General features: G+C 72.9%; 16 protein-coding genes. 9 read left to right on the top strand and 7 right to left on the bottom strand.

What is annotated here, in order from left to right:
• Positions 1-22: 22 nt before the first annotated feature.
• Positions 23-916: a sulfotransferase domain-containing protein gene (locus C6361_RS04195; RefSeq protein WP_107266817.1), complete on the bottom strand. Its 894-nt coding sequence runs from the start codon at positions 914-916 to the stop codon at positions 23-25.
• A 386-nt stretch (positions 917-1,302) separates the two neighbouring features.
• On the opposite strand from C6361_RS04195, the gene C6361_RS04190 reads away from it, so the two are divergent.
• The 4 genes from C6361_RS04190 to C6361_RS04175 all read left to right on the top strand — a co-directional run bounded on the left by C6361_RS04190 (position 1,303) and on the right by C6361_RS04175 (position 5,556).
• Positions 1,303-2,067: an NAD(P)-dependent oxidoreductase gene (locus tag C6361_RS04190; protein WP_107266816.1), complete on the top strand. Its 765-nt coding sequence runs from the start codon at positions 1,303-1,305 to the stop codon at positions 2,065-2,067.
• A gap of 170 nt (positions 2,068-2,237) precedes the next feature.
• Positions 2,238-3,386: a zinc-dependent alcohol dehydrogenase gene (locus C6361_RS04185; protein ID WP_107266815.1), complete on the top strand. Its 1,149-nt coding sequence runs from the start codon at positions 2,238-2,240 to the stop codon at positions 3,384-3,386.
• Positions 3,387-3,404: 18 nt separating this feature from the next.
• Positions 3,405-3,977, top strand: a complete 573-nt coding sequence (locus tag C6361_RS04180; RefSeq protein WP_107255877.1) for a hypothetical protein — start codon at positions 3,405-3,407, stop codon at positions 3,975-3,977.
• Between the two features lie 220 nt (positions 3,978-4,197).
• Complete coding sequence (locus C6361_RS04175) at positions 4,198-5,556, top strand: cellulase family glycosylhydrolase (RefSeq protein ID WP_107266814.1); 1,359 nt, start codon at positions 4,198-4,200, stop codon at positions 5,554-5,556.
• An 87-nt stretch (positions 5,557-5,643) separates the two neighbouring features.
• Here C6361_RS04175 and C6361_RS04170 read toward each other — a convergent pair whose 3' ends face one another.
• The 4 genes from C6361_RS04170 to C6361_RS04155 are packed head-to-tail and all read right to left on the bottom strand — an operon-like array spanning position 5,644 to position 8,842.
• On the bottom strand, positions 5,644-6,768 hold the full coding sequence (locus C6361_RS04170) for an ABC transporter ATP-binding protein (protein WP_107266813.1): 1,125 nt from the start codon (positions 6,766-6,768) through the stop codon (positions 5,644-5,646).
• Positions 6,765-7,577 carry an ABC transporter permease gene (locus C6361_RS04165; RefSeq protein WP_369931404.1) on the bottom strand — a complete coding sequence of 271 codons (813 nt, stop codon included), beginning with the start codon at positions 7,575-7,577 and terminating at the stop codon, positions 6,765-6,767. Before C6361_RS04165 ends, C6361_RS04170 begins: the two co-directional genes overlap by 4 nt.
• Before the next feature lie 39 nt (positions 7,578-7,616).
• The gene (gene modA / locus C6361_RS04160) at positions 7,617-8,417 is read right to left on the bottom strand and encodes a molybdate ABC transporter substrate-binding protein (protein ID WP_107266811.1); all 801 of its coding nucleotides are present in this window, start codon (positions 8,415-8,417) and stop codon (positions 7,617-7,619) included.
• A complete protein-coding gene (locus C6361_RS04155; RefSeq protein ID WP_107255872.1) occupies positions 8,414-8,842 on the bottom strand; it encodes a molybdopterin-binding protein in 429 nt (142 codons plus the stop codon). Before C6361_RS04155 ends, modA begins: the two co-directional genes overlap by 4 nt.
• A 103-nt stretch (positions 8,843-8,945) precedes the next feature.
• Between C6361_RS04155 and C6361_RS04150 the strand changes: the two genes are divergently transcribed.
• On the top strand, positions 8,946-10,091 hold the full coding sequence (locus C6361_RS04150; protein ID WP_107266810.1) for a class I SAM-dependent methyltransferase: 1,146 nt from the start codon (positions 8,946-8,948) through the stop codon (positions 10,089-10,091).
• 283 nt (positions 10,092-10,374) lie between these two features.
• On the top strand, positions 10,375-12,702 hold the full coding sequence (locus tag C6361_RS04145; protein ID WP_107266809.1) for a hypothetical protein: 2,328 nt from the start codon (positions 10,375-10,377) through the stop codon (positions 12,700-12,702).
• Between the two features lie 153 nt (positions 12,703-12,855).
• Here C6361_RS04145 and C6361_RS04140 read toward each other — a convergent pair whose 3' ends face one another.
• Positions 12,856-13,677, bottom strand: coding sequence for a bifunctional 2-polyprenyl-6-hydroxyphenol methylase/3-demethylubiquinol 3-O-methyltransferase UbiG (locus C6361_RS04140; protein WP_107266808.1), 822 nt, complete (start codon positions 13,675-13,677; stop codon positions 12,856-12,858).
• A 72-nt stretch (positions 13,678-13,749) separates the two neighbouring features.
• Here C6361_RS04140 and C6361_RS04135 point away from each other — a divergent pair, with 72 nt between their 5' ends.
• Positions 13,750-14,349: a TetR/AcrR family transcriptional regulator gene (locus C6361_RS04135; RefSeq protein WP_107266807.1), complete on the top strand. Its 600-nt coding sequence runs from the start codon at positions 13,750-13,752 to the stop codon at positions 14,347-14,349.
• 93 nt (positions 14,350-14,442) lie between these two features.
• On the opposite strand, the gene C6361_RS04130 is transcribed toward C6361_RS04135, so the two are convergent.
• On the bottom strand, positions 14,443-15,321 hold the full coding sequence (locus tag C6361_RS04130; protein ID WP_107255867.1) for an alpha/beta fold hydrolase: 879 nt from the start codon (positions 15,319-15,321) through the stop codon (positions 14,443-14,445).
• Between the two features lie 128 nt (positions 15,322-15,449).
• Here C6361_RS04130 and C6361_RS04125 point away from each other — a divergent pair, with 128 nt between their 5' ends.
• Both C6361_RS04125 and C6361_RS04120 read left to right on the top strand, forming a co-directional pair.
• Entirely contained in the window at positions 15,450-17,423 is a 1,974-nt protein-coding gene (locus C6361_RS04125; RefSeq protein WP_107270718.1) for a BTAD domain-containing putative transcriptional regulator, read from the top strand.
• Between the two features lie 52 nt (positions 17,424-17,475).
• A complete protein-coding gene (locus C6361_RS04120; RefSeq protein WP_107266806.1) occupies positions 17,476-18,417 on the top strand; it encodes a hypothetical protein in 942 nt (313 codons plus the stop codon).
• The last annotated feature ends 44 nt before the right edge of the window (positions 18,418-18,461 follow it).

Genomic DNA, 18,461 nt, shown 5'->3' with positions numbered 1-18,461 from the left:
TTACCGGCCCGGCGGCGGACGATCAGGAATCCTGCTCCCGTGAGGTGCGGGGAGCCGGAACGTGCGCGGAATATCCGAGAAGCTCGACGAGGTCACCCGTCGCCGCGACAAAAGCCTCCTGGACGTCGTCGTCGAAGTGATTGCGCCAGTCGCCGGAGCGTCCCTTCCGGTAGTGCGAGATCGTTCCCGCGCCCTCCGGGGCACTGCGCATCTTGGAGAAGCTGTAACGGGACAGCAGCGCCTCCAGTTCGGGCGGTGGAATGGCGATCCCGCAGTGCCGCATCAGCCGGCCCATCTCGTCCATCTGCCGCTCTCCGGTCAGGTCCTCGTACCGGAACAACTGGATGGTCTCCGCGTCCGGGGCGGTCGCCCAGGCACGGAGCGATCTGAAGGTGCCCTTCTCGGCGAGGTGGCCGATCATGTGCAGCAGCCCCTCCTTCGGAGACTTCTCCTGCAGAACCCGCCTGACCTGGAGGATGTCGCCCATGGCGGTGTGCGAGTTCCGGTAGGAGAAGTAGCTGGAGACGACGATGTCGCGCGGATCCCGCATCACGAAGAAGGCGCGGTATCGATCCGGCTTCGGAATGTTCATGAAGCCCTTGTGGGACACGAACAGGGAGGAGATCACGCGGCCGGGTGGGAACGCCTGCGGATAGCGCCACTTGTAGGGGCGCGGATCGTAGGGGAGCAGGCCAGAATATCGATACACGGCGGGGTCGTTGAACACCGCCTTGACCCACTGGCTGGCTGATTTGCGAATGGTGCAGTGGTACAGGTTTTCGTACTCACTGCGGGACTCCACCGGGACCGCGACTCGCAGTCTGGCGTTGTGCGCGTCACACATGACCCGTCGCGCCACCACGCGTACGGAATTGGGTGTGTGACGCTTGGTGAACGTAACGGCACGACTCATCATCGCCTAAATCCTCTCCACACCTGCGCGGCCGGGGGACCGCCAGGACTGTCGGGGCGTGTATTCAGGTGGTCCGGGTCGGGGCACGATCCAAGCTGCTGGGCACCGCAGATGCGCCTCCGGCGGTCGCGCCGGCCGACCGGCAGCTGGCCCGGGGTACGCCACGGCGGGCGACTCCCCGGCCGTCGAGCCGGGCAGTACGCCCGAGGCGCAGCAGGTGAGCCACACTCCGCCACCGTCGGATGCCGCATCTTCGCCCAAGAGATTACATCGGGTTCACAGCACGTTCATCGGCCCACCGGCGTCCCTCGGCCGCCCACCCGGAGCATCCGCTGTGGATCGTCCCCGGTTCACAGGCATGCGCGGCCGCCGGACGGGCACATGACGGCATGGCGGTGATACTGATGACCGGCGCCTCGGGATCGATCGGGCGGATGCTGCGGCAGCGGCTGGGCCAGCACGAGCTGCGGCTCACCGACGTACGCGCCGGGGAGGGTGTCGAGGCGCTCGACGTCACCGACGCCGCCGCGGTCGACCGGGCATGCCGGGGCGTCGACGCGGTCGTACACCTCGGCGGGATCTCCGGGGAGGGCCCGTTCGAGGAGGTGCTCGCCGTCAACGTGCGCGGAACCGAGCGGATCCTGCAAGCCGCGCACCACAACGGGGTACCCCGGGTGGTGCTGGCGTCGAGCAACCACGCGGTCGGGCTGTACGAGCGTTCCGACGCCGGCCCGGACGGCCTGCCCGACGACGTACCGCCCCGCCCCGACTCCTACTACGGCTGGAGCAAGGCGGCGATGGAGGCGCTGGGCAGGCTGTACCACGACCGGCACGGCCTGCACGTCGTCTGCCTGCGCATCGGCTCCTGCGCCGAGCGGCCCGCCGACCCGCGTGACCTGTCGGTGTGGCTCTCCCCGGACGACGTGGCGCGGCTGGTGGAGGCGTCGCTCACCGCCACCGGCTGGCGGCTCGTGTGGGGCGTCTCGGCGAACACCCGCCGCTGGTGGTCGAGCGCCGGGGGCCGGGCGATCGGCTACGTCCCGCGCGACGACGCCGAGGAGTGGGCGGCGGAGGTCGGCGAACCCGACCCTGCCGCGCCGGAGCACCGCCTGGTGGGCGGCACGATGCCGACCGGACCGCTCGGCGCGGCCTGACCGGACGACCCCACCTCCGTACCGCCGAGCCCGGACCCGGCTCGCGTTACCAGCGTGCCGGGTGTGGTTGTCGAGTTTGTCGCGGGGGCCGGGGGGTAGTTCGGGCGTACGGCCTCGGGTGGACGCGGCCGTCGACGGCGTTGGGCAGCGGTGAGATCCAGGAGAGTGGTATGAAGGCGATGGTCTATCGGGGCCCGTACCGGATCCGGGTCGAAGAGAAGGAACAGCCCTCGATCGAACACCCCAACGACGCGATCGTCCGGGTCACCCGGGCGGCGATCTGCGGATCCGACCTGCACCTCTACCACGGGATGATGCCCGACACCCGGGTCGGGATGACGTTCGGGCACGAGTTCATCGGCGTCGTCGACGAGGTCGGGCCGTCGGTGCGGAACCTCAAGCCGGGCGACCGGGTCATGGTCCCCTTCAACATCTACTGCGGCTCCTGCTTCTACTGCGCCCGGGGCCTCTACGCCAACTGCCACAACGTCAACCCGAACGCGACCGCGGTCGGCGGCATCTACGGCTACTCGCACACCTGCGGCGGCTACGACGGCGGGCAGGCGGAGTACGTCCGGGTGCCCTTCGCCGACGTCGGCCCGAGCCTCATCCCGGACTGGCTGGACGACGAGGACGCGGTGATGTTCACCGACGCGCTCGCGACCGGTTACTTCGGTGCCCAGCTCGGCGAGATCGCCGAGGGCGACGTGGTGGTGGTGTTCGGGGCCGGCCCGGTGGGGCTGTTCGCCGCGAAGTCCGCCTGGCTGATGGGCGCCGGCAGGGTGATCGTGATCGACCACCTCGACTACCGGCTGGCCAAGGCGGCCGAGTTCGCCCACGCCGAGACCTACAACTTCACCGAGTACGGCGACATCGTCGTGCACCTCAAGAAGATCACCGAGTTCCTCGGTGCCGACGTGGCGATCGACGCGGTCGGTGCCGAGGCCGACGGCAGCTTCGTCCAGCAGGTGACCGCCACCAAGCTGAAGTTGCAGGGCGGATCACCGGTGGCGCTCAACTGGGCGATCGACTCGGTACGCAAGGGCGGCACGGTCTCGGTGCTCGGCGCGTACGGCCCGATGTTCAGCGCCGTCAAGTTCGGCGACGCCCTGAACAAGGGGCTGACCCTGCGGATGAACCAGTGCCACGTCAAGCGGCAGTGGCCCCGCCTGTTCGAACACGTGCGCAACGGCTATCTGAAACCGAGCGACATCGTGACGCACCGGGTCCCGCTGGAGCACATCGCCGAGGGCTACCACATGTTCTCGGCGAAGCTCGACGGCTGCATCAAGCCCATCATCGTGCCCGACGGCGCCTAGACAGACCGGAGACGAGCAATGGCGTACACGCCGGAGAAGCCGAAGCTGACCGAGTCCAGCGACGAACTCCGTAGCCGGATCCCGGGCTGGGGCGTCGACCTCGATCCGCGCGACCGGCCCTCGGTACCGAAGGAGAAGTTCGACCCGAACCTCAGCGGCGCGCACTGGACGTTCCCGGAGCGGCAGCCGGAGAGGTGGCCCCGGGAGCGGTCGGTGGAGCACCGGTTCCTGACGCCCGTCTTCGGCACCTCCTGCCCGCCGAAGGGGATCTCCGGGGTGATCCGCCGGCACGCCTACCGGCGGTACAGCGAGGGGCGGGCGGCGCACTGGCTGCTGCTGCTCGCCGCCGACCGGGTCGACGTGGCGGAGAACAGGGTGCAGGCGCTGCTGCGGGGACGGCCGGACAATCCGATCACCGAGAGCGGGGTGCTCAGCGAGTTCAAGCGGCACGGGGTGGCCTCGCGCTTCGGCCGCAAGCGGGCGGACCTCTCGCACCAACCGATCGACGTGATCATCAACGTCGCACCGTGGCTCGTCGTCGGATACGTCGGCTACCGGGCCGTCAGGCTGGTCACCACGCGTCGACGCTGACCGGGCGCCGGGGCGCGCCGGCACCGGACCTGCATCGAGAGCCATGGATTGCGCCGGGGGGCGGCGCGGCGTACCGTGCGTCCACGAGCCGGATCATCCAGTAACGAGCCAGCGGACTGTGCCCACCCACCCCCGAGAGCAGGGCAGCGATCGTCGGGGGCTCAGGCCCGTGGCCACCCCGCCCTGCCCCGGTACCCGGGGCCTCAGTTCGAGGTAGGTCATGAGAAGACGACTCGCTGCCTTCGGCGCCGTCCTGCTCGCGGTAGCCGGATCAGTCCTGCTCTCCGTCGGGCCGGCGGATGCCGCCGTCGGCCTGCACGTCAGCGGCCGGAACATCGTCGAGGCGAACGGCCAGACGTTCGTCATGCGCGGCGTCAACCACCCGCACGTCTGGTTCACCGGCCAGACCCGATCGTTCGCCGACATCAAGGCGCTCGGTGCCAACACCGTGCGCGTCGTACTCGGCAGTGGCAAGCGGTGGGGTCCGTCCACCGACGTCGCCGAGGTGATCTCGCTCTGCAAGCAGAACCGGCTGATCTGCGTACTGGAGGTGCACGACACCACCGGCTACGGCGAGGAGGCGGCGGCCGCCTCGCTCGACGAGGCGGTCGACTACTGGATCAGCCAGAAGAGCGCACTGGTCGGCCAGGAGAACTACGTCGTCATCAACATCGGCAACGAACCGATCGGCAACACCAACGCCGGGCAGTGGACCGCCGCCACCGCCTCGGCCATCGCCAGGATGCGCAGCAACGGCTTCCAGCACCTGCTGATGGTCGACGGGCCGAACTGGGGCCAGGACTGGCAGTACGTCATGCGGGACAACGCCCAGACGATCCTGGACGCCGACACCCAGCGCAACACCGTACTCTCGATCCACATGTACGCGGTGTTCAACACCGCCGCGAGCATCACCGACTATCTCAACCGCTTCCAGGCCAACGGCTGGCCGCTGGTGATCGGCGAGTTCGGCTGGCGGTTCAACTCCGGCGAGGTGGACCACGAGACGATCCTCGCCGAGGCGAACGCCCGCGGCCTGGGCTATCTCGGCTGGTCGTGGAGCGGCAACACCGACCCGATCCTCGACATGGCCACCAACTTCGACCCGACCCAGCTCACCACCTGGGGCCAGCGGATCTTCAACGGCGCCAACGGCATCCGGGCGACCGCCCGGCAGGCCGCCGTCTACGACAGCGTGACACCGGGTCCGACCACTCCGCCGGTCACGCCCACCACCACTCCGCCGGTGACCCCCACGACCACCCCACCGGGTGGGAGCGGCGCCTGCACCGCCACGTACGCCGTGACCGGTCAGTGGTCCGGCGGCTTCCAGGCCGAGGTACGGGTGACCGCGGGTTCCCGGGCGGTCACCGGCTGGACGGTGACCTGGACCTTCGGCAACGGCCAGCGCGTCTCGCAGGCGTGGAACGCGACCGTGACCAGCAGCGGGTCGAGCGTGACCGCCCGGAACGTGAGCTACAACGGCAACCTCGCCGCCGGGGCGAGCACCACCTTCGGCTTCCTCGGCTCGTGGACCGGCACCAACAGCGCACCCACGCTGTCCTGCGCCGCGAACTGAACCCCCCGGCCGGTACGGCGAGGCTCTCCCGGCCCCGCCGTACCGGCCCGTAGGTCGGAAGCCGCGAACGTCCCGCCGCCGCCCCGGCTACCGGTACGGCTGCTGCCGCCCGCCCGCCGCCGGGTAGACCCGGGTCTCGGTGGCCTTGACCGCGGCCCAGAGCGGCTGCCCCGGGGTGAGCCGCAGTTGCGTGGCGGCCGCCGGGGTGATGTCGGCGGCGACCTGGATCGGCCCGGCCAGTTGGATCCGCAGGTTGTCGCCGTGGCGTTGGATCGCCGAGATGGTGGCCGGCCAGATGTTGCGGGGGCTGCCCTCGGGACGGCCGGGATAGAGGGCGACGGCGGAGGGCGGGAACGCGACGAAGACCTCCCCGCGCGGGTGGTCGGTGGTGGTCAGGGCGAAGCCGTCGCTGATCCGTACGGCCTCCCCGTCGGCGACGCCGCGATAGAGGTTGAGCCCGACCAGTCGGGCGACGTAGTCGGTGCGGGGCTGTCCGGTGATGGTGGCGGCGTCGCCCTCCTGGACGACCCGGCCCTCCTCCACGATCACCAGCCGGTCGGCGAGGACGAGGGCGTCGAGCGGGTCGTGCGTGACCAGCAGCGTGGCGCCGGGGTGCTCGCCGAGGTGGCGTTGCAGTTCGGTACGGGTGTCGAGTCGGGTCCGGGCGTCGAGCGCGGCGAGTGGCTCGTCCAGGAGCAGGAGTGCCGGGTCGACGGCGAGGGCACGGGCCAGGGCGACCCGCTGGGCCTGGCCGCCGGAGAGCTGCCGTGGTTTGCGCCGGGCCTGCCCGGCCAGGCCCATCCGGTCCAGCCACTCGGCGGCGCGTCGTCGGGCCTGCCGGCGGTCGACCCCGTGCCGGCGCGGCCCGAAGGCGACGTTGTCGAGGGCGGTGAGGTGCGGAAAGAGCAGGTAGTCCTGGAAGACCACGCCGATCGGTCGCCGCTCGGGCGGCGTCCAGCCGTCCCGGTTGGGCCGGTCGAGGTCCCGGCCGCCGAGGGTGATGTGCCCGTCGGTCAGCGGCAGCAGCCCGGCGAGCGCCCGCAGCGCGGTGGTCTTGCCGGCGCCGTTCGGACCCAGGAGTGCGACGACCTCGCCGGGGCTGATCCGCAGCGCGACGTCGAGCCGGAAGGCGCCCCGGTCGACGACCAGGTGCGCGTCGAGCAGTGGCGTGCCGGCCTCGACACCGGCCCGGGCGACCGAGACGGCGGTCATGGGCTGGTGATCCAGCGGTCCCGGAGGCTGGCCAGGATGGCCACCGAGACGGCGAGCAGCAGCAGGCTCAACACGATCGCCGCCTCCAGATCGGTCTCCAGCGCCAGGTAGACGGCGAGCGGCATGGTCTGGGTCCGGCCGGGGAAGTTGCCGGCGAAGGTGATGGTGGCGCCGAACTCGCCGAGCGCCCGCGCCCAGCACAGTACCGCCCCGGCGGCGATGCCCGGGGCCACCAGCGGCAGCGTGACGTGGGTGAAGGTGGTCCACCGGCCGGCGCCGAGGGTGGCCGCCGCCTCCTCGTAGCGGGTGTCGGCACCGCGCAGCGCCCCCTCGACGGCGATGATCAGGAACGGCATCGCGACGAACGCCTCGGCGAGGACCACTCCGGCGGTGCTGAACGGCAGGGTGATCCCGAAGCTGCTGTCGAGCCAGCCGCCGAGCAGTCCCCGGCGACCGAAGACCAGCAGCAGGGCGACGCCGCCGACCACCGGCGGCAGCACCAGCGGGACGGTGACCAGCGCGCGTACGACCCGGCGGCCGGGGAACTCGACCCGGGCGAGCAGCCAGGCCAGCGGTACGCCGAGGAGCAGGCAGAGCAGGGTGGCGAGGGTGGCGGTCTGCAAGGACAGCCGGAGCGCGGTGACCACCCCCGGCTCGGTGAGCCGGTGCGGGAGGGTACTCCACGGTGCGCGTACCAGCAGGCCGATCAGGGGCAGTACCAGGAAGAGCAGGCCGAGCGCGGCCGGGAGCAGGAGTGCCGCCGGTACCCGACCGGTACGCCGCCGCCGTGCCACCCCGCCCCCGCCCACCGGGGTCGTCGAGGGAGCGTCACCGAGGAGGGACACCGGCTACGGCGCCTGGAATCCGGCGGCGGTGAGTACGCCCCGGCCGGCGTCGGAGAGCACGTGGTCGACGAACGCCTGCCCGGCCGCCTTGTTCGGTGCCTCCCTGCACACCACGATCGGGTAGTCGTTGACCGCCTCGGCCGACTCGGGGAACTCGATCCCGTCGACCTGCTCGGCGGCGGCCCTGGCGTCGGTCCGGTAGACCAGCGCCGCGTCGACCTCGCCGAGCCGCAGCTTCGACAGCGCCGCCTTCACGTCCTGCTCCAGGGTCACCGGCGTGACTCCCACCCCGGCCGAGGTCAGCGCCTTCTTCGCCGCCGCTCCGCACGGCACCTGCTCGGCGCAGAGCGCCACCTTGACACCCGGCCGGGTCAGGTCGGCCAGCCCGGTCACCCCGCCGGGGTTGCCCTTCGGTACGGCGATCACGAGCTGGTTCCGGGCGAAGGTGGTCGGGGTGCCGGCACCGTTACCGGCGTCGGTCACGGTCTTCATGTTTGCCGGTGCGGCGGAGGCGAACACGTCCGCCGGTGCCCCCTGGTTGATCTGGTTGGCGAGCGCGGAGCTGCCGGCGAAGCTGAAGCTCACCCGCAGACCCGGGTGGGCCGCCTCGAAGTCCCGGCCCAGTCGGGTGAACGACTCGGTCAACGACGCCGCCGCGAAGACGGTGAGGGTTCCGCTGAGCCGGGTGCCGCTGCCCGACGGCGGCGCTTCCGCGGTGCCGTCGCCGTCGCCGCAGCCGGAGAGTCCCAGCACCGCCAGCGCGGTGAGCGTGGCCAGGCCGGTACGCGATCGTGCTGCTCTCACTGCTGACCGCTCCTTCCGCGTCCGCCGACGGTCGCCGTCGTCTTCTCCACCACCACCGTGGTCGACTTGATCACCGCCACCGCGACCGACCCGACCTCCAGGCCGAGGTCGTCGACGGCTTCGCGGCTCATCAGCGACACCAGCCGGAACGGCCCCGCCTGGATGTCCACCTGGGCCATCACCGTGTCCTTGACCACGGCGGTGACGATGCCGCGCAGCCGGTTGCGCGCGGACGACTCCTCGGTGCGCTCCTCCGGTTCGGCCGCCTGTGCCCGCACGAACCCGGCCAGCGTCTCCCCGTCGATCAGCCGGTGCCCGTACTCGTCGCGGAGCGCGGGCAGGCGTCCGGCGTCGATCCAGCGCCGCACCGTGTCGACGCTGACTCCGAGCAGTTCTGCCGTCTCGCCGATCCGGAACCTCGTCACCCGGTCAGGCTACTGTCCGGCATCTGCCGGGTAAAACTGTCCGAACGTGCCGCATCTGCCACAGCGACTAGCCGAATGTGTCCGGCATCCGCATGATGTGGGGATGGCTGGCGACGTGCTGCACGTACCGGGATCGCGAGGGCTGACCGGCGAGCAGGTCCGGCGGTGGACGGAGGTCCTCGACCACCTCGCCGCCGCCCTCCCCGCCGGTGCGGTCACCGTGCTGGTCGACGGCGGTCCGCTCGCGGGCGTGGTCGCCGACCGCCTTTCCGACCACCTCGCCGCCGCCGGCCGCCCCTGCCTCCGGCTCACCGACAGCACACCGCCGGCCGACGCGGAAACCTGGCGGGCGGGCCGAGGCCGGCCGGCGGTCGCGCTGGCCGACGGGCCCGGCTGGCGGGCCCACCCGCCCAACGGCGGCTGGGACGTGGTCATCCGACTGCGCACCCGACCCGGCGGATCAACCAGGCAAAACGAACCCGCCCACGCCGCCGACGGCGCCCATGCCGCCCATGCCGCCGACAGCGCCAACACCGCGGACGGCGCCGACAGCGCCAACGCGGCGCAGGCCGCAGACATCGTCGTCGACCTGCGCGATCCGGACTGGCCGGTGATCCGGCAGCTCGCCGAGCGGCTCGCGCCGAGGGAGCGCTGGTACGTCGGCGAGTCCCGTGCCTTCTTCGGGGTCCGTGCCGCCAGTTGGGACGCCAGGTTCGGCGACGACCTGCCCGCCTACGCCGCCGCCGTCCGGGAGGCGCGACTGCCGGCCGGGGGAGTGGCCGTGGACGTCGGCTGCGGTACCGGCCGTGCGTTGCCGGCGCTGCGGCAGGCGGTCGGGCCCGGCGGCATCGTCATCGGCCTCGACCTGACCCCGCAGATGTTGGCCGCCGCCGTCGCGCACGGCCGGGACTCGGCCGCCGCCCTACTCATCGGCGACGCCCGACACCTCCCGCTCCGGGACGCGACCGCCGACGTCGTCTTCGCCGCCGGCCTGCTGACCCACCTGCCCGACCCGGTGGCCGGGCTCCGCGAACTGGCCCGGGTCACCCGCCCCGGCGGACGCCTCGTGATCTTCCACCCGTCCGGCCGTGCCGCGCTGGCCGCCCGGCACGGCCGCGTTCTCGGCCCCGAGGAGCCGCTGGCCGAAGTCCCGCTCCAGCGGTCGGCGCTCCGTGCGGGGTGGCACCTCGACGGCTACGACGACGCGGCGCACCGGTTCCTGGCCATCGCCACCCGCCGGCCGGACTGACCCCGCGACAACCGCTCGCCAGGCGCCCGGGGCAATCCGTCCTATGTAGATCGCACCAGCTCATACCGCACTTTGTCGGTATCCCGCCCCGTTGTGTCGTCCACAGTAGTCAGACGTACGGGACGCATTGATCGCGATGGCTCGGGCGCTCTAGGATGGGCTGCGCACCGACGTGGGAGCGCTCCCGAGTGGCGCTGCGCCCACGTCCACAACGGAATACACACGGGGGAGGACGTCTATGCACGTCGGCAGAGCGGTGGCGGCTGTCGCCATATCGCTTACGGTGACTCTCGGCGGCGGCAGCGCCGCATGGGCGGGTCCGGCAGACCCGTCCGGCCGGGCGGCGGTCGTCGCCCGGACGCCACTGCCGGACGCCTGGAAGTTGAGACCGACCGCGTCCGGATTCGAACTCAGCTGGTATCCGGCCCAGCCGGTCCGGACCGGCGACGCGGCGGTCGGGTTCTACGCCGGTGACCGGCTGCTCGGCCGCCCGGCGGCCGCCACCGACCAGCGCGGTTTCCACCTCTCCATCGACGACGTCACCGCCCGCAACCTCACGGATCTACAGGTACGGGCCGGCGGGCGGCGCCTCGACGTGGCGGTCGACCCGGGTGACGCGCGCGGCAGCGGCGCGGTACCGGAGCTCGCGGCAGCCCAACTGCCGCCGAACCCGGTCGACCCCGGCGTACCCGGCCCCTACTCCACGATCAGCGGCGAGTACGCGCTGCCGGACGTGCAGTTGCCGGGCTTCGCCGTACCGGTGGAGATGCGCGGCTACGTCGTGGCCCCGCAGGGCACGTCCGGCCAGCGCCCGCTGGTGCTGATCCTGCACGGCCGGCACCCCACCTGCTACCAGGGCACCGCCGAGCCGACCACGGTCTGGCCCTGCCCGACCGGGTGGAACCCGCTGCCCAGCCACCGGGGGTACGAGCGGATCCAGCAGGTGCTGGCCTCGCAGGGGTACGTCACCGTCTCCATCTCGGCGAACTCCATCAACGCGCAGGACGGTGCCGGCCTGCCGCCGCAGGACGCGGGTGCGCAGGCCCGCTCCTCGCTGGTCCGGCTGCACCTGGGCCGCTGGGCGGACTGGGCCGGCACGGGTCGCCCCACCGCACCGGAGGTGGTGCGGTCGGCCCCGGTGCCGAACATGTCCAACGTGCTGCTGGTCGGCCACTCCCGAGGTGGCGAGGGGGTCAGTCGGGCCGCCGTCGACAGCCTCACCCGGCCCCCCGCCGGCCAGGACGGCTACACCGGGACGGTCCGCTGGCAGATCCGCGGGCTGGCGCTGATCGGCCCGTCGATCTACAGCCACAACCCGGCTCCGGACGTACCGTCGATGACGATCCTGCCGAGCTGCGACGGTGACCTGACCGACCTGGAGGGACAGCTCTACGCGGACGCCACCCGTGGGGTGGGCCGCGGCTTCGCCCTGCACAGCGTCGTCCTGGCCCTCGGTGCCAACCACAACTACTTCAACACCGAGTGGACGCCCGGACTCTCCGTCGCGAAGTCCTGGGACGACTACCCCAGCCCGCACGACCCGGTCTGTCGCACCGCCTCGCCGATGCGACTGACGCCGCAACAGCAGCAGAACGTCGGCGCCACCTACGTCGCCGCCGCCGCGGCCACCTTCGTGGCCGGTAACGACCAGGTACGCCCGCTGCTGGACGGCTCCGGCTTCCGGGCACCCTCGACGGACCCGGCGACCGTGCTGAGTCACGCCGTGGGCGGCAACCGGACCCGTCTGCTGGTGCCCGAGGCGGCCACCGTGGTCAGCGGTGCCGCCGCCCGGCTCTGCGAGCAGATCACCCCGGCGGGTACGTCCAACGGGTGCGGCAACTCCAACTCCCCGCACTTCGCGACCTTCGACCCGATCGTCCCCGAGGCGGGCCGGTACGCGATCGAGGTGGACTGGCGGGCGCCGGGTACCCCGGTCAGCCTCCGGCCTCCGGCGGCGGTCTCGCTCTCCACCGCCGAGCAGGTGGCGTTGCGGGTGGCGGTTCCGTCGGGCTCCCCGGGTACCCAGTTCGACGTCGCCATCACCGACTCGGCGGGCCGGCAGGCCACCCTCGGCACCACCACGCTGGACCCGCTGCCGGCGCCCACCCAGACCGCCGACGACTGGGCGCAGGAGGTGCGGATGCCGCTGACCAACGCCAGGACGGCCGGGCTGAACCTCGGCCAGATCACCACCCTGGTGCTGGTGCCGCGCGCCGGTGAGACCTGGGCCAGGATCTGGTTCATCGACGCCTGGGGCTGGCGACCCGGCACCCCCGCACCGCAGCCGGTCTCGCTGCCCCGGGTCGACCTGGGGGAGCGGACGGTCCAGGAGGGCAACTCGGGGACGGTCACCTACCAGGTGCCGGCGCAGGTCTCCGGCAGCGGTACCGGACAGGTGCGGGTCTTCGTGGTGAACCCGGTGACCGGGCTCGCCACGGCCAGCGTCGTGACGGTGACGCCCGGCAGTACCACCATCTCCATCCCGATCGCGGTGACCGGCAACACCCAGCCCGGGGACGGCCGGCGTTACGTGGTCGCGGTGAAGGCGGTCCAGGGGGTCTCCGTGGGCGACGCCTACGGCATGCTGACCGTCCAGGACGACGACGCGTGACCTGACCCGTCGACGGCAAGCCGCCGGGGGCGTCCCTGCTGACCAGGGGCGCCCCCGGCACCGTCCCGGCGGGTCCGGCGGCTACGACCGCCCGACGCGGTGATTTCCGACCTCGACCGAGGATTGCGCGGGCGCTGCTTCCGGCCCGTACCGTCACTCGGGGGCGTCGGTGCGGGCGGCCACGACCACCGTGCGGTACTGCATCGTGAAGCTGCCGCCCAGCGCGTCGACCGTGGCTCCGGCGCCGTCGAGCAGCGCCGCGAGCTTGTCCGGCGCCAGCCGGGTCGCGAGGCCGGAGGTGGGCAACTGGTCCAGCCACTCGTCGCGGGTGTAGGTCCTGGTCCAGTCGAATCGCCACTGCTCGGGTTCGCCGAAGCCGCCCACCTGGCGGATCCTGTCGGCGGCGGTGGCGAACAGCGGCTGATAGGCGTCCAGGGTCGACTCCGGCGCCGGGACCCGGGACGGTGTGTCGGGCACCACCCGGCGGTAGATCTCGGCGAAGGCGGTCGCCATCTCGGGTGGGAGCTGGAAGGTGTGCCAGAACGGCGCCAGCAGGCCGCCGGGACGCAGCACCTGTCGCGCCCGGGTCGCGCCCGCGACCGGGTCCACCCAGTGCCAGGCCGTGCCGGCGACGACCGCGTCGAACCGCCGCCCGGCGGGCTCCCAGGTCTCGAAGGTGGCCACCTCGACCTCGACCCCGGTACGCCGGGCGAACTCGGCCATCCGGGCGTCGGGCTCGACTCCGAGCACCGTGCAGCCGGCGGCCTGGAGTTGCCGGCTCGCCGTGCCGGTGCCGCAGCCGACGTCGAGCACCTCGGGACCGGGGCTGGCGGCGACGATCCGCTCCACCAGCGCGTCGGGGTAGCGGGGCCGGGTCCGGTCGTAGCGTTCCGGGTCGGTGCCGAAGGACTCCGCCACCTGGCGGTGCCGGTGCGGCTCGACCGGCTCCGGATGCTTCTCGGCTAGAGTGGGCATGCGCCCACGCTAGTGGGCAGACGCCCACTCGTCAATCGGGTGGGCCCACATCGAGGAGGGGAGCGGACGCCGGTGCCGACCGGGGTGGCCATCCGCGACGTACGCACGCAGCTGTTCGAAGCCGCCGACCGCATCCTGTTGCGGGACGGGCCGAGCGGGCTGACCAGCCGGGCCGTCACCACGGAGGCGGGCTGCGCCAAGGGAGTACTGCACCGGCACTTCGACGACTTCGACGCCTTCCTCGCCGAGTTCGTGCTCGACCGCGTCGGCAGGCTGGCCCCCGAGGCCGCCGCCCTGCGCGAGTCGGCCGGCACCGGCACTGTCGCCGACAACCTCACCGCCGCGCTGGAGGGCCTGTTCGGGTCGGTCGCGGTCGCCATCGTCGCCCTCGTCACCTTCCGGGACGAGTTGCGCCTGCGGCTACGCCAGACCTGGCCGGCCGGCGTACCCGTGCTGACCGAGGCGGCCGTCCTGCTCGCCGAGTACCTCGGCGCGGAACGTGACCTGGGGCGGCTGGCGGCCGACGCCGACGTCGAGATCCTCGCCTACACGCTGATCGGTGCCGGACACCTGCTCTTCGCCGACCGGACCGGTGCCCCGCCGGAGACCGCAGCCGTGCGCAAGATGGTGAGCACGGTCATCGCCGGCACGCTACCCGCGCCGGGCGCCTGACCGGTACGCGCCAGCGCACGCCCGCCGACAGCCGGCGGCGGCAGCCCCCGACGACCGCCCGGGGTGTCGCCCCGGGACGGGCGGCCCGATGCGTCAGCGCGCGACGAGCGCCCGGAGCACCGTGGCGATCTCCCCGGGTGCCTCCTCCGCCATGAAGTGCCCCGCCGAGGTGGTCTGGTGCACCAGGTCCGGGGCCCAGGCCCGCCACAGCGCGGCGGCGTCGTAGCCGAGCGCCGCACCCCAGTCCTGCTGGACGACCGTGACCGGCATGCCGAGCCGGCGCCCGGCCGCCCGGTCCGCCTCGTCGTGTGCGACGTCGATCCCCGCCGAGGCGCGGTAGTCGGCGACGATGGACGGCACCGCCTCCCGGGACGCCCTCAGGTACTCGGCCCGCACCTCGGCCGGAATCGCCTGCGGGTTCCCGGCCCAACCGTCCAGGAAGTAGCCGAAGAAGGCGTCCGGGCTGGCCGAGATCATCTGCTCCGGCAGGCCCGGCGGCTGGGCCATCAGATAGAGGTGGAAGGCGACCGCCGCGCGGGCCCCGTGCAGGACGTCCCACATGTCGAGGGTCGGCAGCACGTCGAGCGCGGCGAGGTGCGAGATCGCCTCCGGATGGTCGAGACCGGCGCGGACGGCGACCAGGGCGCCCCGGTCGTGACCGGCGAGCGCGAAACGCGGGTGGCCGAGCTGCCGGGCCAGGGTGACGATGTCGGCGGCCATGGTCCGCTTCGCGTACGTCTCGGCGTCGCGCTCGGCGGGCTTGTCGCTCGCACCGTACCCGCGCAGGTCGGGGCAGATCACGGTGTGCTCGGCGGCGAGGTCGGTGGCGACGTGCCGCCACATCAGGTGCGTCTGCGGAAAGCCGTGCAGCAGCACGACCGGGCTGCCCGAGCCGCCCACCGCCACGGAGAGCGTGACGTCGTCGTCGACCCTGACACGCCGGTAGTCGAAGCCGGGAATGGTCACAGCCATGGTTGGATCCTCCTGATCGGTCCTGCCCGGGGTGGGCAGCCCGTCCAGCCTGCCGATCGCCGATGAGCAACCGATGAGCGACCGACAAGCACGATACGTTGGTCGCCGCGGCGTGGAAGGGTGGATCGGTGCAGGTCACGTTCGGGGTGCTCGGACCGGTGGTGGCCTGGGACGACTCCGGCGCGCCGATCGACGTGAAGGGGCCGAAACACCGCGCCGTGCTGGCCCGGCTCGTCGTCGCGCGCGGCCGGGTCGTCCCGGTCGGCCGGCTCGTCGACGACCTGTGGGCAGCGCCGCCGCCGGGCGCGGTGAGCGCGGTCCGGACCTTCGTGGCGGCGCTGCGGCGCGCGCTGGAGCCGCACCGGCCACCGCGTGAGCCGGCCCGGCTGCTGGTCACCGAGGGACCCGGCTACGCCCTGCGGGCGGCGCCGGACGCGGTCGACGCCTGGCGGTTCGAGGAGGCCGTCACCGCCACCCCCGCCGGACCGCCGGGACCGGCCCTCGACCGCCTCGACCGGGCGCTGGGCTGGTGGCGCGGCCCCGCGTACGCCGGCTTCGACGACGAGCCGTGGGCCCGCCCGGAGCGCAGCCGGCTCGAACAGCTCCGGCTGCACGCGGTCGAGTCGCGGGCCGAGGCGCTACTGGCGCTCGGGCGGGCCGCCGAGGCCGTACCGGAACTCGACGGCCACGTCGCCGAGCATCCCTGGCGGGAGGAGGCGTGGCGGCTGCTGGCCCTGGCCCTATACCGCACCGACCGGCAGGGGGACGCGCTGGCCGTGCTGCGCCGGGCCCGCGCGCTCCTGCTCGACCAGCTCGGCGTCGACCCGGGGCCACGGCTGCGCCGGCTGGAGACCGACATCCTCCGGCAGGTCGAACCGGCGGAGCCCGGCCAGGCTCCCTCGACGGCCGACCGGGTCTGGGCGGAGGCCGCCGCGGCCTACGACCGGACGGTCGCCTCCGGCGCCCGGGCCCGGCTCGAGTCCACGGTCGGCCTGCTACGCAGTCTCGCGGTGGCTGGCGGAGGCGGACTCGAAGCCGCCCGGGAACAGCGGTTCGCGGCCATCGCCGCCGCCGAGCAGCTCGGCGACCCGGAACTGACCGCGCGGGTGATCGGCGGGTACGACGTACCGGCGATCTGGACCCGGTCCGACGACCCGGAACAGGCGGCCCGGATCGTGGCGGCCGCCGAACGTACCCTGGCCGCCCTGCACCCCGACGCGCCCGCCGCCACCCGGGCCCGGCTGCTGGCCACGATCGCCGTGGAGTCGCGCGGCACCCGGGCGGCACGCGGGTCCGAGGCGGCCCGGGAGGCGGAGCTGATCGCCCGCCGGCTGGGTGACCCGGCGCTGCTCGCCTTCGCCCTCAACGGCGTCTTCATGCAGAGCTTCCGGCGCGCGGGGCTGGCCCCGGAGCGCGACGAGGTCGGCGCCGAACTCGTAACACTCGCCGTCCGGCACGGCCTGCCGACGTTCGAGGTGCTCGGCCACCTGATCCGACTCCAGGCCCGCAGCGCGCTCGGCGACTTCGCGGTCGCGGACCGGCACGCCGCCGCCGCGGACCGGGTCGCCGAGCGGGACGAACGACCACTGGTCGCCGTCTTCACCCGGTGGTACCGCGCGCTGCGGCTGGCCGCGACCGGGGCGTCGCAGGCGACGGCGGAGGCCGCCTACCGGGCGGCCGCGGCACAGCTCGCCGGCACCGGCATGCCCGGCGTCGAGCGGGGGCTCCTGCCGCTCGCCCTGCTCTGCCTGCGGGTCTGGCACGGCCGACCGGCGGACACCGACGAGCGCACCGACTGGGGCCCGTACGCGCCCTGGGCCCGGCCACTGGTCCTGCTGGCGCGGGACCGCCCGGCCGACGCCGCCGTGGCGCTGCGCCGGACCCCCGAGCCGCCGCACGACCTGCTCTTCGAGGCTCTCTGGTGCCTCACCGGCCAAGCCGCGATCGCGCTCGGCGACCGGGCGGTGCTGGAACGCGCCCACGCCGTACTCGCACCGGCGGCAGCCGAGCTGGCCGGTGCCGGCAGCGGCATGCTCACCGCCGGCCCCGTCGCCGAGCACCTCTACCGCCTCGGCACCGCCCTCGACCGCACCGCCGCATAACCGTCCGGCGGGGGAACACCCGGTACTCACGCCTCCTCTAGAGTCGTCTGCCATGACCGCCCTGGAGGCATCCCTGGCCGCCCCGACGCCGACCGCCAACGGGGCGGTACCCCCGGCGGAGCCGTACCGGAACACCCCGCGTCCGCTGGGCCTGGTCGGCTGGCCGCGCGTGGTCCGTACCCTGATGATGATGGCCGGGGCGGCGACAGCGGTCGGGATCGCCTTCTCCAATCCGGACCGGCAGCTGCCGGAGTTCCGCAACCAGTGGCTGCTCTGGGCGTCGGTCGCCGGACTGCTCGGCGCGCTGAGCGGGTCGACGATCGGCTCCGGGGTGGCCCGCTGGCACGACCTGCAACGGATCCAGCCGGTACCGGTGCGCCGGGTCGTACCGTCGGTGCTGGCCTTCCTGGTGCTGGTGGCCGGCAGCGTCGTCACCGCGCACGCCGTCATCGGCAGCGGACTCACCTGGCGGGCGGTGGCCTTCGTCTCCATCGTGGTGCTCGGCGCGCTGCCGGCCGGCGCGACGCTGGCCGGCGTCCGGGTCGTCTCGATGCGCGGTCTCACCGGTACCCCGGGCGAGCAGTTGGCCGCACTGATGCGACTGCGCCGGATGCTGGCCCGGCTGTTGCAGATGATGGGCTCGTTGCTGCTGTTGATGGTGCTGGTCTGCGCGGCGGCGGTCGGGTGGGGAAGCTCGGAGAAGATTCCCCAGTCGACCGCGTTCGTCATCGGTGCGGCCGGCTCGATCCTGATCGCGCTGATGCACGTGCCGGCCGCCACCCTGCTGCGGCGACGCTGCCAGGTCTACATCGACGAGTTCTCCGACATCGCGCACGTGCCGAAGGCGGACCTGATCACCGCGGCCGAGGACCGGATCAAGCTGGAGGAGATCCTCGGCGTCAACCGCACCACCGTGAGCGAGTTGCAGTCCGGCCTGGTGATCGTCGGCCCGCTCGTCGCCACCACGATCGCGGCGGTCATACCCAAGATCTGACGCCGCCTCGCCGGCCACCGGTGCCGGCGTCGTCGTAGGCGCCA

Origin of the sequence: Plantactinospora sp. BC1, assembly GCF_003030345.1 — a bacterium.
Lineage (GTDB): Bacteria > Actinomycetota > Actinomycetes > Mycobacteriales > Micromonosporaceae > Plantactinospora.
The sequence above is the reverse complement of the archived record's forward strand: the minus strand, read 5'-3'. Positions and strand labels throughout refer to the sequence as shown.

What these genes read in the sequence shown, in the direction of transcription:
- C6361_RS04195 (WP_107266817.1), bottom strand. Translation starts at nt 916, where the DNA reads ATGATGAGTCGTGCCGTTACGTTCACCAAGCGTCACACACCCAATTCC.
- C6361_RS04190 (WP_107266816.1), top strand. Translation starts at nt 1,303, where the DNA reads ATGGCGGTGATACTGATGACCGGCGCCTCGGGATCGATCGGGCGGATG.
- C6361_RS04185 (WP_107266815.1), top strand. Translation starts at nt 2,238, where the DNA reads ATGAAGGCGATGGTCTATCGGGGCCCGTACCGGATCCGGGTCGAAGAG.
- C6361_RS04180 (WP_107255877.1), top strand. Translation starts at nt 3,405, where the DNA reads ATGGCGTACACGCCGGAGAAGCCGAAGCTGACCGAGTCCAGCGACGAA.
- C6361_RS04175 (WP_107266814.1), top strand. Translation starts at nt 4,198, where the DNA reads ATGAGAAGACGACTCGCTGCCTTCGGCGCCGTCCTGCTCGCGGTAGCC.
- C6361_RS04170 (WP_107266813.1), bottom strand. Translation starts at nt 6,768, where the DNA reads ATGACCGCCGTCTCGGTCGCCCGGGCCGGTGTCGAGGCCGGCACGCCA.
- C6361_RS04150 (WP_107266810.1), top strand. Translation starts at nt 8,946, where the DNA reads ATGGCTGGCGACGTGCTGCACGTACCGGGATCGCGAGGGCTGACCGGC.
- C6361_RS04140 (WP_107266808.1), bottom strand. Translation starts at nt 13,677, where the DNA reads ATGCCCACTCTAGCCGAGAAGCATCCGGAGCCGGTCGAGCCGCACCGG.
- C6361_RS04130 (WP_107255867.1), bottom strand. Translation starts at nt 15,321, where the DNA reads ATGGCTGTGACCATTCCCGGCTTCGACTACCGGCGTGTCAGGGTCGAC.
- C6361_RS04120 (WP_107266806.1), top strand. Translation starts at nt 17,476, where the DNA reads ATGACCGCCCTGGAGGCATCCCTGGCCGCCCCGACGCCGACCGCCAAC.